Origin of the sequence: Micromonospora sp. GCM10011542, assembly GCF_042650685.1 — a bacterium.
GTDB lineage: Bacteria > Actinomycetota > Actinomycetes > Mycobacteriales > Micromonosporaceae > Micromonospora.
In genome coordinates, this window is record NZ_JBHSBO010000059.1 from 53166 (window position 1) to 69262 (window position 16097).

Consider the following 16097-nt stretch of genomic DNA (forward strand, 5'->3'; position numbering starts at 1 on the left):
TGTCAGGATTGACCCGTGGTCATCCGACGCGTACTCGCGCCCCGCATCGACTTCGGCGCGCTGCGCCGCGAGCTCGGCCTGCCCGACCAGTTCCCGCCCGCGGCGCAGCGGGAGGCCGACGAGGCGGCCGCCGCATCGCCGCGCCCCGCCGCCGACCGCACCGACGTCCCGTTCGTCACGCTCGACCCGGTCACCTCCCGCGACCTGGACCAGGCGATGCACCTCAGCCGCCGTCCGAGCGGGGGCTACCGGGTGCGGTACGCGATCGCCGACGTCGCCGCGCACGTGCGGCCCGGCGGCGCGCTGGAGGAGGAGACCTGGCGGCGCGGGCAGACCGTCTACCTGCCCGACGGCAACGTGCCACTGCACCCGGTGACGCTCAGCGAGGGCGCGGCCAGCCTGCTGCCCGACGTCGACCGGGCCGCCGTGGTCTGGACCATCGACCTCGACGCCGACGGGGCCACCGCCGCCGTCGAGCTGGAGCGCGCCCTGGTCCGCAGCCGGGCCAAACTCGACTACACCGGGGTCCAGGCGGCGGCCGACGCCGGGCGACTGCCCGAGCCGATCGCGCTGCTGCCCGAGATCGGCGACCTGCTGACCGCCCGGGGCCTGCGCCGCGGCGCCATCAACCTGCCCCTGCCCGAGCAGGACGTGGAGCCCGACGGCGACGGCTGGCGGCTGGTACTGCGCGGGCCGGTGCCGATGGAGGAGCACAACGCGCAGATCTCGCTGCTCACCGGGATGGCCGCCGCCGACATCATGCTGACCGGGCGGGTGGGTCTGCTGCGCACCATGCCCGCCCCGAAGCCGGACGCGGTGCAGCGGCTGCGCGCCGCCGCCGCCCCGCTGGGCGTGCGCTGGCCGGACGGCGCCGGCCCGGGCGAGGTGATCGCCGGGTTGGACGCCGCGCACCCCCGGGCCGCCGCGTTCATCGACCAGGCGGCCGAGCTGATGCGCGGCGCCGCGTACACCGCGTTCGACGGCGCCGCACCGGAGCAGCCGGAGCACGGCGGGGTCGCGGCCGCGTACGCCCACGTCACGGCGCCGTTGCGGCGCCTGGCCGACCGGTACGCCACCGAGGTCTGCCTGGCTCTGCACGCGGACCGGCCGGTGCCCGACTGGGCCCGCGCCGCGCTGCCCCGGCTGCCCGAGGTGATGGCCGCCACCGACCGGACGGCCTCGGCGGCCAGCCGCGGCGCGGTCGAGCTGACCGAGGCGGTGCTGCTCGAGCACCGGGTGGGGGAGACCTTCGACGCGGCGGTGCTCGACGTGGACGCCCCGCCGAACGGCAGGTCCCGCCCCCGCCCACCCGGCGGGACGGTCGCGCTGGACGCCCCGCCGGTCCGCGCCCGCTGCCTCGGCCAACTGCCGCTCGGCGAACGGGTCCGGGTCCGCCTGGTCACCGCCGACCCGGTCGCCCGCACGATCCTGTTCGAGCTGGCCTGAACGGCGTACGCCGGCTGGCGGCCGCGGGCTTTGTCACAGCGCCTCGCGCTGCTGACGGCCGGGGCGGTTTGCGAGGATGAGCCCATGGCATACGACGCGAGCACGCTGCCCGACGTGTCCGGGCTGACGGTCGGCATCATCGGCGGCACCGGAGACCAGGGCCGAGGGCTCGCCTACCGGTTCGCCCGCGCCGGGCAGACCGTCCTGATCGGCTCCCGGTCCGCCGAGCGGGCCGCCGAGTCCGCCGCCGAGATCGCCGCGCTGCCGGGAATCCCGGCCGACGCCAGCGTCACCGGCGCGGCCAACGAGGAGGTGGCCCGGCGCAGCGACGTGGTGATCATCGCCGTGCCGTGGGACGGGCACGCGGCCATCGTCGCCGCTCTCGCCGAGCCGCTCGCCGGGAAGATCGTCGTCGACTGTGTCAACCCGCTGGGCTTCGACAAGCAGGGCCCGTACCCGCTGACGGTCGCCGAGGGCAGCGCCGTGCAACAGGCCGCCGGTCTGCTGCCGGACTCCCGGGTCTGCGCCGCGTTCAACCACGTCAGCGCACCGCTGCTCGCCGACCCGGAGATCGACCGGATCGACCTGGACGTGCTCATCTGCACCGAGGACCGGGAGGTGGTCGACGTCGTCGGCGCCCTGGCCGCGCGGATCCCCGGGATGCGCGGCATCTACGCCGGGCGGCTGCGCAACGCCCACCAGATCGAGGCGCTCACCGCCAACCTGATCGCCATCAACAAGCGCTACAAGGCGCACGCCGGCATCCGCGTCACCGACGTCTGATCCCGGCGGCGAGCGCCGGCCGGCGAGGGGTGTCCCGCGTCGGCCGGCGGCCCCGCCGCCGTGACTCTGATCAGAAGGTGTGTTCGGCGCTGGGGAACTCGCCGCCGCGTACCTCGTCGGCGAAGCGGCGGGTGGCGTCGGTGAGGGCGCCGGCCAGGTCCGCGTACCGCTTCACGAAGCGCGGCGCCTTTCCGGTGCGCAGGCCGGCCATGTCCTGCCAGACCAGCACCTGGGCGTCGGTGTCCGGGCCGGCTCCGATGCCCACCGTCGGGATCGGCAGCTCGGCGGTGATCCGCTTGGCCACCTCGCCGGGCACCATCTCCAGCACCACCGCGAACGCGCCCGCCTCGGCCACCGCACGGGCGTCGGCGATGACCTCGTCGGCCGCGTCGCCGCGGCCCTGCACCCGGTAGCCGCCGAGGGTGTGCTCGCTCTGCGGGGTGAAGCCGATGTGCGCCATCACCGGGATGCCGGCGCCGACGATCGCGGCGATCTGCGCGGCGCAGCGCCGCCCACCCTCCAGCTTGACCGCGTGGCAGCCGCCCTCCTTCATGAACCGGACGGCGGTGCGCAGCGCCTGGGTCGGGCCCTCCTCGTACGAGCCGAAGGGCAGGTCGCCGACGATCAGCGCCTGCCGGGTCGCCCGGACCACGGCCCGCACCAGCGGCAGCAGCTCCTCGGCGGTGACCGGCAGGGTGGTCTCGTAGCCGAAGACGTTGTTCGCCGCCGAGTCGCCGACCAGCAGCACCGGTACGCCGGCCCGGTCGAAGATCCCGGCGGTGTACTGGTCGTACGAGGTGAGCATCGGCCACCGCTCGCCGCGTTCCTTGGCGGCGATCAGGTCGCGGGTGCGGACCCGCCGGGTGGCCGGGCCGCCGTAGAGGGCGGTCACCTCGGTCGGAGTGGACTCCACCATCACTGTCTCCCTTCCTCGAGGCCGCCTGCGCGGTCCCCGGGTTCTGCCGCGATCGTCGCACCGCACGACCCGCTCGCGGCAGAGCACAGTGCAGGATGTCACTGTCGCCGGTGCCGGATCAGCCGTTCTCGCGCCAGCGGTTGGTGATTGGCAGCCGCCGGTCCCGGCCGAACGCCTTCATCGAGATCTTCGTGCCCGGCGCCGACTGGCGGCGCTTGTACTCGGCGGTATCCACCAGCCGGAGCACCTTGTCCACCACCGCCGGGTCGTGGCCGGACTCGACCAGCCCGTCGCGGCCCAGGTCGCCGTCGACGTAGCCGATCAGGATCGGGTCGAGCACGTCGTAGTCGGGCAGGGAGTCGCTGTCGAGCTGGCCGGGGCTCAGTTCGGCGCTGGGCGGCTTGCCGATCGAGCTCTCCGGGATCGGGGGCGTCTCGCCGCGGCGGGCCGCGTCGGCGTTACGCCACTTCGCCAGCCGCCAGATCAGCGTCTTCCAGACGTCCTTGACGGGGTTGAAGCCGCCCACCGAGTCGCCGTACAGGGTGGAGTAGCCGACCGCCAGCTCGCTCTTGTTGCCGGTGGTCAGCACCAGGTGACCCTCCTGGTTCGACAGCGCCATCAGGATGACTCCGCGTACCCGCGCCTGGAGGTTCTCCACCGCCACACCGGACAGCGACAGGTTGGCCAGGAAGCCGTCCACCATCGGCTGGATCGGCTCGATCCGGTAGTCCAGCCCGGTGCGCTTGGCCAGGTCGGCGGCGTCGGACCGGGAGTGCTCGGAGGAGTGCTGGCTGGGCAGCGACACCCCGACCACCCGGTCGGAGCCCAGCGCGTCGACGGCCAGCGCCGCCACCACCGCCGAGTCGATGCCACCGGAGAGGCCGAGCACCACCGACGGGAACCGGTTCTTGTTGACGTAGTCGCGCAGGCCCAGCACCAGCGCCTGCCACACCTCGGCCTCGTCGGCGACCGGCTCGATCAGCCCGCCGGTGACCGCCGGGCCGGACGGCGCGGGCGGCACGGCCTCCAGTGCGCCGCGGACCACCCGCATCCCGTCGGCGGTGACGTGCTGCGCGGCCACCCCGTCGTCGGCGGCCGGCAGGTCGACGTCGTGCACCAGCAGGTGCTCGACGAACTGCGGCGCCCGGGTGAGCAGCTCGCCGTCGGCGGTCACAATCATCGAGTCGCCCTCGAAGACCAGCTCGTCCTGGCCGCCGACCATGTTGACGTACGCGATGGCCGCCCCCGCCTCGGCGGCCCGGCGGCGGACCAGCGGCAGCCGGATGTCGTCCTTGTTCAGCTCGTACGGCGAGCCGTTGATGTTGACCACCAGGCCGACCCCGGCCTGGCGGGCTGCGGCGAACGGGCCGCCGGCCTGCCACAGGTCCTCGCAGATGGTCAGCGCGACGTCCACCCCACCGAGGCGCACCACGGTCAGCATGTCCCCGGGAACGAAGTAACGGTCCTCGTCGAAGACCCCGTAGTTGGGCAGGTGGTGCTTGAAGTAGCGGGCGGCCACCTCGCCCCGGTGCAGCAGCGCGGCGGCGTTGCGGGCCCCCCGGCCCGGCTCGGCGTCGCCGCTGACCTGCGGCGGCCCGTCGGCGTCCAGGTAGCCGACCACCACCGGCAGCTCCCCGAGGCCGTCCGCCGCGAGGTCGGCGGCGAGCCGCTCGAGGGCGGCCTGGGACGCGGCCACGAAGGACCGGCGGAAGACCAGGTCCTCGACCGGGTACCCGGTCAGCATCATCTCCGGAAAGAGCACCAGCTGGGCGCCCGCGTCGGCGGCCCGGCGGGTCCAGCCGCGCACCAGGTCGGCGTTGCCGGCGAGGTCGCCGACGCTCGGGTTGACCTGGGACAGCGCGAGACGCAGGGTGGGCATGTCCTCATCTTGCCCCAGCCCACCGGTGCCGATACGGTCGCCGGCGCGAGACGGCGCCCCGGCCCCGCGAAGAGCTGCCGCAGGGCCGCCGTGGGCGGGCAGGACGACGGCCGGCCGGTCGCGTAACGTCGGCGTAACCGGGCCGGTGCAAACTGGTCGGTCAGGCGGGGCCGACCCGGCCTGACGGTGGAGATCTGTGGTGCGAGGGGTGGAAGTGGACCGTCAGCAGGAGTTCGTCCTCCGTACGCTGGAAGAGCGGGACATCCGGTTCGTCCGGCTGTGGTTCACCGACGTCCTGGGGACGCTCAAGAGCGTGTCCGTGGCGCCCGCCGAGCTGGAGGCGGCCTTCGAGGAGGGCATCGGCTTCGACGGCTCGGCGATCGAGGGCTTCGCCCGGGTCTTCGAATCCGACATGGTGGCCATGCCCGACCCGACCACCTTCCAGGTGTTCCCGTTCGAGGGCGGGGTCAGCGGCGAGAGCGCCCGGATGTTCTGCGACATCCTGCTGCCCGACGGCGGCCCCTCCTGGGCCGACCCGCGGCACGTGCTGCGCCGCGCGCTCTCCAAGGCCGCCGAGAAGGGCTTCACCTTCTACACCCACCCGGAGATCGAGTTCTTCCTGCTGGAGAACGGCCCGATGGACGGCTCGGTGCCGGTTCCGGTGGACAGCGGCGGCTACTTCGAGCACACCACCCACGCGGTGGCCCGGGACTTCCGCCGGCAGGCGGTGCTCGCCCTGGAGCGGATCGGCATCTCGGTGGAGTTCAGCCACCATGAGGTGGCCCCCGGCCAGCAGGAGATCGACCTGCGCTACGCCGACGCGCTCACCACCGCCGACAACATCATGACTTTCCGGCACGTGGTCAAGGAGGTGGCGCTCTCCCACGGTGTGCAGGCCACCTTCATGCCGAAGCCCTTCACCGACCAGCCGGGCAGCGGCATGCACACCCACCTGTCGCTGTTCGAGGGGGAGCGCAACGCCTTCCACGACAGCGGCGACCCGATGAAGCTCTCCAAGGTCGCCCGGGCGTTCATCGCCGGGCTGCTGGTGCACGCCCGCGAGTACACGGCGGTCACCAACCAGTGGGTCAACTCGTACAAGCGGCTCTTTCCGCAGGCGCTGCCGGACCGGGTCACCGAGAGCCCCGCGTACGTCTGCTGGGGTCACCTCAACCGGTCCGCGCTGGTCCGGGTGCCGGCGTACGGCAAGCCGAACTCGGCCCGGATCGAGGTCCGCTCGCCGGACTCGGCGGCCAACCCCTACCTGGCCTTCGCGGTGCTGCTCGGCGCTGGCATGAAGGGCATCGAGGAGGGCTACGAGCTGCCGCCGGGCGCCGAGGACGACGTCTGGTCGCTGACCAGCGCCGAGCGCCGGGCCATGGGGTACGAGCCGCTGCCGGAGAACCTGTCCGAGGCGATCGACGTGATGGCGGGCTCCGAGCTGGTCGCCGAGGTGCTCGGTGAGCACGTCTTCGACTTCTTCCTGCGCAACAAGCGGGCCGAGTGGGAGCAGTACCGCCGCGAGGTCACCCCGTACGAGCGGCAGCGCTACCTGTCGCTGTAGCCGCGCGGGCTGACGCCGTTGACCGCTGCCGCTATCGTCTCGATCACCGCGCCGGCACCCTCGCCGCGCGCAGGAGGTCGGGAGGCAGTCGGTGCTGGAGGATCTGCTCAGCGGGGCGTGGCAGAGCGTCGTGTTCGGCGTCGTCGGCGTGGGGCTGATGGCGGCGGGCTTCGTGCTGGTCGACCTGCTCACCCCCGGGCGGCTGCGGGAGCTGATCTGGGTACGCCGTAACGGGAACGCGGCGCTGCTGCTCGCCGCGAACCAGCTCGGCATCGCCGGGATCGTCTTCACCGCGATCCTCACCAGCTACAGCGACTTCGGCAAGGGGCTCGCCTCCACCGTCGTCTTCGGGCTGGTCGGGCTGGCCATCATGGCGCTCGCCTTCTTCGTGCTCGACCTGCTCACCCCGGGCAACCTGGGCGAGATCATCTGCTCCGACGAGCCGCATCCGGCTGCCCGGGTCAGCGCCGCCAGCCACTTCGGCGCGGCACTGATCGTCTGCGCCTGCATCGCCTGAGCGCGGTCGTCGTACCCCAGCCGCAATGTGTCGGGCATGGTGGGGGGCCGCCGGGCCAGAGGAGGAGCGCGGGGTGTCGGACACGCTCAGCTACGCCGACGCGGTACGCCTGCTGGGGGGCGGGAAGAGCCAGCTCGTCGACTGGTTCGACCGGCTGACCGGCGCGGTGCTGCTGGCCGCCGCGGTGCCGGTGCCCGCGTTGCTCGGCGTCATCGACGCGAAGGCGGAGTTCGTCCGCCTCGGCCACGAGCTGGTGCGGGGCATGTCCGAGAGGCGCTCCGGGCTGTCCCGTTACGGGCGGACACAGCGGCTGGAGGCGGCGCACGCCGTGCTCGCGGCGACCGCCTTCTTCGAGGTGCTCGGCGAGTTGGACCTGCCGTTCGACGTGCGCGACCTGAAGCTGCGCCGGTCGGAGCAACTGGGCTTGGCCGGGGTTCGACCCGCGGACGGGTTCGCCGCCGCGCTGTTCGCCACCGCCGCCCCGCTCCCCGGCCCGCACCTGCCCCACTCCGCCCTGCGGTCGGCGCTCACCGGCTACTACGAGGGCCTCGTCGCGGCCTTCCTCCTCTTCCTGGACGGTCTGGCCGTGGGCGAGGCGCTCGACCGCACACAGTGGCGGGACACGCGGCGGGTGCTGGCCAACCTGCCGGCTGCCGCGACCGACCGACACAGCGACCTGCTGACCCGGCTGGCCGTCGACTTCCCCGAGGTGTCGTTCTGGCTCGGCCAGCACGAGCACGAGGCGACCCGGGAGGAGGCCCGTCGGCTGTCGGTCGGGCTCGCCGACCTGCGTCGGGCCCTGGCCGACCTCTCCACCGGCCGCGTCCCCGACGAGCGGCGGGCCGCGCTCGGCACCGCGTACGCCGCCGAGCTGCGCCGACCGATCATCTCCTCCGGTGACGTGCCGGCCGGGCTCACCGTGCCGACGCTGGGCGAGGCGTACCTGCCGCCCCTGTGCCGGATCGCCGAGCTGGGCCCCGACGCGCGGCCCAGCGACGAGCGCTGGTGGGACGACCAGCCGGTCCGCGACGACCTGTGGCAGTCCCTGGTCGTCCACCTCACCTCGCCGGGCGCGACCCGGGCCCCGCTGGTGGTGCTCGGGCAGCCGGGTTCCGGCAAGTCCGTGCTGACCCGCGTGGTCGCCGCTCAACTGCCGCCGGCCGACTTCCTCGTGGTCCGGGTGGTGCTGCGCGACGTCCACGCGGCCGGCGACCTCCAGGACCAGATCGAGCAGGCGATCCGCAACGACACCGGGGAACGGCTCGACTGGCCGGCGCTGGCCCGCTCGGCGGGCGACGCTCTCCCGGTGGTCCTGCTCGACGGGTTCGACGAGCTGCTCCAGGCGACCGGCGTCAGCCAGACCGACTATCTGCGACGGGTGGCGGCGTTCCAGCGTCGAGAGGCCGACCACGGCCGACCGGTGGCGGTGCTGGTGACCAGCCGCACCAGCGTGGCCGACCGCGCCCAGCCGCCCCCCGACACCATCGCGGTCCGGCTGGAGCCGCTCGACGAGGCGCGGGTAGGGATCTGGATCGAGACCTGGAACCGGGTCAACGCCGCGGCCTTCCGGGCGCTGGGCGTGCGTCCGCTGGACCGGGCGGCCGTGCTCTCGCACCGTGAGCTGGCGGAGCAGCCGTTGCTGCTGTTGATGCTCGCGCTCTACAACGGGGAGGGCAACGATCTGCGCCTGGCCGGGGAGCTGCGCCGGGGGGAGCTCTACGAGCGGTTGCTGCGCCGCTTCGCCCGTCGGGAGGTGGTCAAGCAGCGCGACGGCCTGCCCGACCGGGAGGTGGACGAGGCGGTCGAGGAGGAGCTGCGCCGGCTGGCCGTGGTCGCCTTCGCCATGTTCAACCGGCGCGCCCAGTGGGTCACCACCGCCGAACTCGAAGCCGACCTCGCGGCGCTGCCGTTGACTCGTGTGCCGGCCGGCGAGCGTGCCGGGCTTCGGGCTCCGCTGGCGGCGGCGGAGGTGGTGCTGGGACGGTTCTTCTTCATCCACCGGTCCCGGGCAGCCCTGGACGAGCGCCACCGCGAGACGTACGAGTTCCTGCACGCCACCTTCGGCGAGTACCTGGTCTCCCGGTTCACCGTGCAGATCGTCGACGATCTGGTCGCGCGGGACGGCGCCGCGAGTGTGTCCTGGGGTGGCGGGCCGGTCGACGACGACCTGCCCGCCCTGCTGTCGTACGCGGCGTTGAGCACCCGGAGCACCGTGCTCGCCTTCCTCCGCGAGCGGCTGGCCGGGCAGGACGCGGCGCACCGGGCCGCGTGGCGGGACCTGCTGCTGCGGCTGTTCCGGGCCCTCCCGTACGCCGCGGCGGCGCGGCGGTTCGACGGCTACCGCCCACGTCGGCTGCGGACAACCGCGCTGTGCGCCGTCTACGGCGCCAACCTGCTGCTCCTCACCCTGGCCGGCGGCGGTTCGGTGACCGGGCGCACGCTCTTTCCGGAGGCCGTCGACCCGGTCGACGAGTGGCGCGCGCAGGTGGGGCTGTGGCGGTCCCAGCTCGACTCCGAGGAATGGGACAGCCTCGGCGACCTGCTGGCGCTGGAACGCCTCGGTGCCGGCGCGGACCGGGACGTGCGGATCTGGTGGGACGACAGGCTCGCGGCACCGCCCCGCATGGACGTGCTGTGGTCCCTCGGGCTGCCGTCGCCGGCCGGGGCGGCCCACGGGCTGCCGCGTGAGATGTTCGCCAGACTGCGACGCACCGCCCACCTGACCTGTGACTCCGACACCGCCGTCGTCGTACACGCCCTGGAGCCGATGTTCGACAGGCTGGCGACGGCGCTCGCCGCCTTCCACCACGTGGGGGACGCCATCGTCCCTTCGGCGGCTCACGCGCTGGTCGACGCCTGGCTCCTGCCGTTGCGTCCGGCGACACAGCAGGAGCGGACGACCGTCTACCTCCGCTGTGTGCGACTGCTGAACGAGCTGAAGGGTCTGATTCCCGACTGGGACCGGGCCGCGTTCCTCCGGCTCCTGCTCGACCGGATCGCGGCGGATACAGAGGCATCCGCCGACGTGGTCGTCGCGGCGATGCTCGCCTGCTACATCGACCTGCTGGAGGACCGGGAGGTGTCCGCCGCCCTGCTGCGCTGCGTGCGCCGGGTCCTGGGCAACGGCGACGCGGCCGACGTGCGGCTCGCCGAGGCGCTCGACCTCCTCTACGACGCGCAGGTGCTGGCTGAGGACTGGCTGGACGAGGCAGCCGCGGAGGTGGTGCTCCGCCTGCACGACCTGCACCTGGCGGCGCCACAGATCTGGGCATCCGAGTTTGCCCGGTTCGACCGTCGCTACGGCGCGCGACGGCCGGACCTCACGCGACGGCTGCGCCCGCTGGTACTGCATCCGGTCGACCTGCCTGCCGAGGGTGGCCCCGTGGCCGAGTGACGGCATCGGACCGCCGGCGGCCCCGCCCTGGTGGGCGGGGCCGCCGGAGGTCACCTGCCGGTCGTACCCCCGGCCGGGCCGTGGCCGCCGCGACCACCGTGGCCGCCCGGTCCCGGGAAGACGCCGGCCTCGACGGCCCTGGTGATGGCGTCGGCCTGCTCCTGGGTGAGCTTGCCGTCCTTGACGGCCTGGTCCAGCCGCTCCTTGAGCGCGGCCTGACGATCGGCGGCGGACGGACGCTGCGGTCGGTCGGCCTTCCGCTGCTCGCGGACCTTCTCCAGCGCGGCGGTCACCTTGTCGGTGGGGACGCCCAGTTCCTTGGCGAGCGCCTCGGCGAACTCGCCCTGCCGGTCGGCCTTCGCGGAGCCCTGGCCGTTGGCGGTGCTGCTGGCGCTCGGCGTCGGCGTGGCGCTGTCGGCGGCGAAGGCCATCGTCGGGGCCGCGATGCCCACGCCGAGGACGCCGGCGGTCGCCAGGCCGGCGAGCAGGTGCTTCTTCCTGATCGTGCGGGACATGCTGTCTCCTCCAACTGCTGGGTGCTGGTTGTCGTCACCGACGGTGACCAGCCGGGCTGGGGGAAAGCCGTGCGGAACCTGTCCGCCGGCTGGCAATTTGCGTCGGCGGTCCGGACGAACCGGGTGCATCGGCGCGGCCGGGTGGTGCGGATCGGGTCAGCGGACCGCCGGCGCCACGGTGAGGGTGCCGGTGTCGGTGTCGAGGGTGGCCTCGGTGCCGACCGGGACGGTGAGCTGGCCGGGGCCGTGCCCGATCGGCAGACCGCCCAGCACCGGTACGCCGAGGTCGCCGAGGCGCTCGGTGAGCACGTCGACGATGGTGGTGTCCCAGCCGTCGGCGCAGTCGGTGAACTGGCCCACCGCCACCCCGGCCAGGCGGTCCAGCGCGCCGGCCCGGCGGAGCTGGGTGAGCATCCGGTCGACCTTGTACGGCGGCTCCTGCACGTCCTCGATCAGCAGCACCGCCCCGGTGAGGTCGGGCAGGTCCGGTGTGCCGGCCGACGCGGCGATCAGGCACAGGTTGCCGCCGAGCAGCGGCCCGGTGGCCCGGCCCGCGACGCGTACCGCGAAGGTGTCCTCCTCGGGCACGGCGGTGACCGTCACCGGCTCGGTGGTCATCAGCGCGGCGTGCAGCGACTCGGCCGAGCGCAGGGGGGTGCGTTCGTCCCGCCAGGCGGCGCCCGGGCCGTGCACGCCGGCCAGCCGGGCGCCCCGCCAGAGCGCGAACTGCAACGCGGTGATGTCGGAGAAGCCGGCCACCACCTTCGGGTCGCGGCGTACCGCGTCCATGTCGATCGCGTCGACCACCCGCTGGGCGCCGTAGCCGCCGCGGGTGCAGATCACGCCGCGTACCTGCGGGTCGGCGAACGCCGCGTTCAGGTCCGCGGCGCGCAGTTCGTCCGCGCCGGCCAGGTAACCCTGCCGGGCGTACGCGTGCGGCGCCGGCACCGGGCGCAGGCCCCACCCGGTGAGCAGTTCCACCCCGCGGGCCACCCGCTCCGGAGAGGTCGGCCCGGACGGCGACACCAGCATCACCGTGTCACCGGGGCGCAGCACGGGCGGACGGACGGCGGTGGAGTCATGGGTGATCACGATCAACGACCCTACCGACCCTTGGGTGCCGTCCGCCGAACGGCGTTAACCGGGGGCCCCTGCTCTACCGGAGGCGTTAACAAGGGGCCCTTCCTTGCGTTCGGCGCTCGGGGAGCGACCCGCTAGCCTCGACGTGTGGCAACCGCGCTGGTGATCGAGAACGACCCGACCGACGACCTGCGCCGACTCGGCGAGTGGCTGACCGAGGCCGGTCTGGAACTGTGGGTGGTCCGGCCGCACGCCGGCGACGAACTCCCCGCCGACCTGGAGGGGTACGCGGCGCTGGTGGTGCTCGGCGGCGAGCAGCAGGCGTACCCGCTGCCGGACGGCTCGCCCGGTGCGCCCTGGTTCCCGGCCCTGGAGGGGCTGCTGCGCAAGGCGGTCCGCCACCGGGTGCCCACCCTGGCCATCTGCCTGGGCGCGCAACTGCTCGCCAGCGCGCACGCCGGGCTGGTCGAGCGGAGCCCGTCCGGGCCGGAGATCGGCCCCGCGGTGGTCGGCCGGCGCGACGCCGCCGGGTACGACCCGCTGTTCCGGTACGTGCCGTTGATCCCGGACGTGCTCCAGTGGCACTCCGACGAGATCACCGAGCTGCCCCGGGGCGCCACCCTGCTGGCCGCCTCCACCCGCTACCCGCACCAGGCGTTCCGCCTGGGCGACCGGGCCTGGGGGTTGCAGTTCCACATCGAGTGCGACACCGCCATGATCGCCGAGTGGGCCGCCGACTCGACGCAGCTCGCCGAGCTGGGCAACGACCCGGAGCTGGTGGTCGCCGCCTGCGACTCGGTGATGGTCGACGTCGAGGAGGTCTGGCAGCCGTTCGCCGCCCGGTTCGCCGCGCTGGCGCTGGGCGAGCTGGACGACAGCGCCGTACGCCGTGACCTGCCGCTGCTCGGGCACGGATGAGCAGGCCGACCAGGGCTCCGGGCCGGTTGGCCCGGTACGGCTTCGGCACCGCCGACGGCGACGGCGGGGCCCGCGCCGCCGACCTGCTCGGCCCGGACGGGCTTCGCCTGTGGCGGCCGGACGAGCAGGAGCCGGTCGACGAGCGGGCCGGTGAGCTGCTCGCCGCGCTGTCCCGGGCCGCCGACCCCGACCTGGCGCTGCGCCAGCTGCACCGCATCGTCGAGGCCGAACGCCGGGGCAACGGCCACGGCACGCCGGCCCCGGGAGTCCAGGCCAGGCCCGGCCCGCAGGCCCAGGACACCGCCGGTGTCGGCTCGGCGTTGCTCGACGCGCTGCACGCCGATCCCGGGCTGCGCCGGCGGCTGGTCGCGGTGCTCGGCGCCTCGTCGGCGCTCGGCGACCACCTGGTGGCCCACCCGTCGCACTGGTCGGCGTTGCGCACCGCCCCGGACGGGCTCGCTCCGCCCGCCGAGGGACGGCTGGAGCCGGCCGGCGACGGTAACCCGGTCGCGGTGCTGCGCGCGGCGTACCGGCTGGCACTGCTGCGGATCGCGGCGGCCGACCTGACCGGCGGGCGCGGCCTGGAGCAGACCATGGCCGCGCTCTCCGCGCTGGCCGACGCGACGCTGGACGCGGCGTACGAGATCGCCGTCGGTGAGCTGCCGGAGGGCACCGCCCGACCCCGGCTGGCCGTGGTGGCGATGGGCAAGTCCGGCGGTGACGAGCTCAACTACGTCTCGGACGTGGACGTGATCTTCGTGGCGGCCGAGGACGACGACCTTCCCGCGGCCACCGCCGTGGCCACCCGGCTGATCCACGTCTGTGGGCTGGTCGCCTGGCCGGTCGACGCCGCGCTGCGCCCGGAGGGCAGCCGGGGCCCGCTGGTCCGGACCCTCGCCAGCCACCTGGCCTACTACCGGCGGTGGGCGCGCACCTGGGAGTTTCAGGCGCTGCTCAAGGCCCGTCCGGCCGCCGGCGACCTGCCGCTGGCCCGGGAGTGGATCGACCAGCTCGCCCCGCTGGTCTGGCGGGCCGCCGAACGACCCGAGGCGGTCGAGGACGTCCGCGCCATGCGCCGGCGGATCATCGACAACATCCCGCCCCGGGAGCTGGAGCGCGAGATCAAGCGCGGTCCGGGCGGGCTGCGCGACATCGAGTTCGCGGTGCAGCTGCTGCAACTGGTGCACGGTCGCGTCGACGAGTCGCTGCGGGTGCCCGGCACCATCCCGGCGCTGCGCGCCCTGGTCGCCGGCGGCTACGTGGGCCGCGCCGACGGCGAGGCGCTGCTGCGCGGCTACCGCTTCCTGCGCGGCGTCGAGCACCGGCTCCAGTTGCAGGGCCTGCGCCGCACCCACACCGTGCCGACCGAGCCGGCCGCGCTGCGCTGGCTCGCCGCCGCGCTGGACTACACGGCCACGCCGGGCCGCAGCGCCGTGGAGAGCTTCCGGGCCGAGTGGGTCACCCACGCCACCGAGGTACGCCGTCTGCACGCCAAGCTGCTCTACCGGCCGCTGCTGGAGTCGGTGGCCCGGGTGCCGGCCGACGGGCTGCGGCTGACGCCGGAGGCGGCCCGGCACCGTCTGGAGATCCTCGGCTTCGCCGACCCGGCCGGGGCGCTGCGTCACCTCCAGGCCCTCACCGGCGGGGTGAGCCGCACCGCCGCCATCCAGCGCACCCTGCTGCCGGTGCTGCTCAGCGAGTTCGCCGACGCGCCGGAGCCGGACCGGGGGCTGCTCAACTACCGGCAGGTCTCCGACAAGCTGGGCAGCACCCCTTGGTACCTGCGGCTGCTGCGCGACGGTGGGCCGGTGGCCCGGCGGCTGGCCCGGGTGCTCTCCTCCTCCCGGTACGCGGCCGACCTGCTGGCCCGTGACCCGGAGGCGCTGCGGCTGCTGGCCGAGGAGAACGAGCTGGTCCCGCGCCCCCGCGAGGTGTTGCGGGAGGGATTCCTGGCGGCGGCGGCCCGCCACGACGACCCGGTCGAGGCGACCCGGGCGGTACGCGCGCTGCGCCGCCGGGAGCTGGTCCGGGTGGCCTGCGCCGACGTGCTCTGCCGGGCCGGTTCCCTCGCGCCCACCCCCACCCGGCCCGACGGCGAGGGGCGGCGGATCCCCGGCCTGTCCGACGTCACCGCGGTCGGCACCGCGCTCGCCGACGTCGCCGACGCCACCCTGGCCGCCGCGCTGCACGCCGCGCGGGCCACCCACCCCGGGCCGCCCGGGCTGCGGTTCGCTGTGATCGGGATGGGCCGGCTCGGCGGGTACGAGTCGAACTACCTCTCCGACGCCGACGTCCTCTTCGTCTACGACGCTCCGGCCGGGACGGGCGACGCCGCCGCCACGGCGGCGCACGCGATCGCCGAGGAACTGCGCCGGCTGCTCGGCATGCCGGCTCCCGATCCGCCCCTCGGCGTCGACGCCGACCTGCGCCCGGAGGGCCGGCAGGGCCCGCTGGTGCGCAGCCTCGCCGCCTACGCGCAGTACTACGCCCGCTGGTCGCGGGTGTGGGAGGCGCAGGCCCTGCTGCGTGCCCGGTTCGTCTGCGGGGACGCCGACCTGGGCGCCGAGTTCGACGCGATGGTCGACCCGGTGCGTTACCCCGACGGGGGGCTGACCCGCGAGCAGATCGTCGAGATCCGCCGGATCAAGGCCCGGGTGGAGAACGAGCGGCTGCCCCGGGGCGCCGACCCGGCCACCCACACCAAGCTGGGCCGGGGCGGGCTGGCCGACGTGGAGTGGGCGGTGCAGTTGCTCCAGCTCCGGCACGCCGGCGCGGTTCCGGCGCTGCGCGGCACGCGTACCCTCGACGCCCTCGCGGCCGCCCGGGAGGCCGGCCTGGTCGACCCGGCGGACGCCGCCGAGATGGCCGCCGGCTGGTCCCTGGCCGCGCAGGTCCGCAACGCGCTGATGCTGGTCCGGGGGCGGGCCGGCGACCAGTTGCCCCGGCACGGCGTGGAGCTGGCGGGTGTGGCCCGGCTGCTCGGCCGCGACGATCCGGGGGAGTTCCTCGACGAGTACCTGCGCACCGGCCGCCGCTCCCGGGCGGCCATGCAACGGGTGTTGGAAGCGTAAGGAAGGGCCCCTTC

Annotated in this window: 11 protein-coding genes; 7 read left to right on the top strand and 4 right to left on the bottom strand. The window is 74.5% G+C overall.

Annotated elements, in window-relative coordinates:
- Window positions 1-15: 15 nt before the first annotated feature.
- Both ACFOW4_RS24870 and npdG read left to right on the top strand, forming a co-directional pair.
- A complete protein-coding gene (locus ACFOW4_RS24870; RefSeq protein ID WP_377531878.1) occupies window positions 16-1446 on the top strand; it encodes an RNB domain-containing ribonuclease in 1431 nt (476 codons plus the stop codon).
- Between the two features lie 84 nt (window positions 1447-1530).
- Window positions 1531-2229 (top strand): NADPH-dependent F420 reductase, encoded by a 699-nt coding sequence (npdG, locus tag ACFOW4_RS24875; protein ID WP_377531881.1) that lies wholly within the window; start codon window positions 1531-1533, stop codon window positions 2227-2229.
- Window positions 2230-2299: 70 nt separating this feature from the next.
- Here the strand turns inward: npdG and panB are convergent, their stop codons facing one another.
- Together panB and ACFOW4_RS24885 are read right to left on the bottom strand one after the other, a co-directional pair.
- Window positions 2300-3145, bottom strand: coding sequence for a 3-methyl-2-oxobutanoate hydroxymethyltransferase (panB, locus tag ACFOW4_RS24880; RefSeq protein WP_377531884.1), 846 nt, complete (start codon window positions 3143-3145; stop codon window positions 2300-2302).
- A 118-nt stretch (window positions 3146-3263) separates the two neighbouring features.
- A complete protein-coding gene (locus ACFOW4_RS24885; protein ID WP_377531887.1) occupies window positions 3264-5024 on the bottom strand; it encodes an NAD+ synthase in 1761 nt (586 codons plus the stop codon).
- Window positions 5025-5238: 214 nt separating this feature from the next.
- On the opposite strand from ACFOW4_RS24885, the gene glnA reads away from it, so the two are divergent.
- The 3 genes from glnA to ACFOW4_RS24900 all read left to right on the top strand — a co-directional run bounded on the left by glnA (window position 5239) and on the right by ACFOW4_RS24900 (window position 10499).
- The gene (gene glnA, locus ACFOW4_RS24890) at window positions 5239-6588 is read left to right on the top strand and encodes a type I glutamate--ammonia ligase (RefSeq protein WP_377532116.1); all 1350 of its coding nucleotides are present in this window, start codon (window positions 5239-5241) and stop codon (window positions 6586-6588) included.
- A gap of 91 nt (window positions 6589-6679) precedes the next feature.
- Window positions 6680-7105 (top strand): DUF350 domain-containing protein, encoded by a 426-nt coding sequence (locus ACFOW4_RS24895; protein ID WP_377531889.1) that lies wholly within the window; start codon window positions 6680-6682, stop codon window positions 7103-7105.
- Window positions 7106-7178: 73 nt separating this feature from the next.
- Window positions 7179-10499: an NACHT domain-containing protein gene (locus ACFOW4_RS24900; protein ID WP_377531891.1), complete on the top strand. Its 3321-nt coding sequence runs from the start codon at window positions 7179-7181 to the stop codon at window positions 10497-10499.
- A 50-nt stretch (window positions 10500-10549) separates the two neighbouring features.
- On the opposite strand, the gene ACFOW4_RS24905 is transcribed toward ACFOW4_RS24900, so the two are convergent.
- Together ACFOW4_RS24905 and ACFOW4_RS24910 are read right to left on the bottom strand one after the other, a co-directional pair.
- Entirely contained in the window at window positions 10550-11014 is a 465-nt protein-coding gene (locus tag ACFOW4_RS24905; RefSeq protein WP_377531893.1) for a hypothetical protein, read from the bottom strand.
- Window positions 11015-11170: 156 nt separating this feature from the next.
- Window positions 11171-12046 carry an LD-carboxypeptidase gene (locus tag ACFOW4_RS24910; protein WP_377532118.1) on the bottom strand — a complete coding sequence of 292 codons (876 nt, stop codon included), beginning with the start codon at window positions 12044-12046 and terminating at the stop codon, window positions 11171-11173.
- Window positions 12047-12241: 195 nt separating this feature from the next.
- Between ACFOW4_RS24910 and ACFOW4_RS24915 the strand changes: the two genes are divergently transcribed.
- Together ACFOW4_RS24915 and ACFOW4_RS24920 are read left to right on the top strand one after the other, a co-directional pair.
- Entirely contained in the window at window positions 12242-13012 is a 771-nt protein-coding gene (locus ACFOW4_RS24915) for a type 1 glutamine amidotransferase (protein WP_377531895.1), read from the top strand.
- Window positions 13009-16083, top strand: a complete 3075-nt coding sequence (locus ACFOW4_RS24920) for a bifunctional [glutamine synthetase] adenylyltransferase/[glutamine synthetase]-adenylyl-L-tyrosine phosphorylase (protein WP_377531897.1) — start codon at window positions 13009-13011, stop codon at window positions 16081-16083. The genes ACFOW4_RS24915 and ACFOW4_RS24920 overlap by 4 nt, the downstream gene beginning before the upstream one ends.
- Window positions 16084-16097 lie beyond the last annotated feature (14 nt).